This is a genomic window from Promicromonospora kroppenstedtii DSM 19349 (genome assembly GCF_000515355.1).
In the GTDB taxonomy this organism is placed as follows: domain Bacteria; phylum Actinomycetota; class Actinomycetes; order Actinomycetales; family Cellulomonadaceae; genus Promicromonospora; species Promicromonospora kroppenstedtii.
Map to the genome: position 1 here is coordinate 115930 of NZ_KI911744.1, position 450 is coordinate 116379.

Consider the following 450-nt stretch of genomic DNA (forward strand, 5'->3'; position numbering starts at 1 on the left):
CCCGCCAGTGGGTGATCCTCGCGGTGGCCGCCGTGGTGCAGGCCGCGCTGTGCCTGGTCGCCGGACGCTGGCAGTGGAACCGGTACGAGTCCCGCGAGGCCGAGATCGACCTCATCGAGAACAACTGGTCGGCGCCCGCGGTGCCCGTGGACGAGATCCTGCCCGGTCCCGGCGCGGTGGTGCCGGACTCCGATATCTGGCGCCCGGTCGAGCTGGAGGGCCACTACGTCACGGACGCGACCGTGCTGCTGCGCAACCGGCCGGTCGCGGGCCGCAACGGGTACCACGTGCTGGTGCCGTTCGAGGCGCGCCTGCCGGACGGTCAGGAGATCGTGCTGGTCGTCAACCGCGGCACGGTGCCGCTCGGGCGCGACGCGCGGGGCCCGGACGCCGTCCCGGACGCGCCCTCGGGCGACGTGACCGTCGTGGTGTCGCTGCGCGCCGACGAGC

Annotated in this window: 1 protein-coding gene; it reads left to right on the forward strand. The window is 74.4% G+C overall.

What is annotated here, in order from left to right:
• The coding region (locus tag PROKR_RS31925; protein ID WP_169736566.1) for an SURF1 family protein at positions 1 to 450 on the forward strand (450 nt) is incomplete at both ends.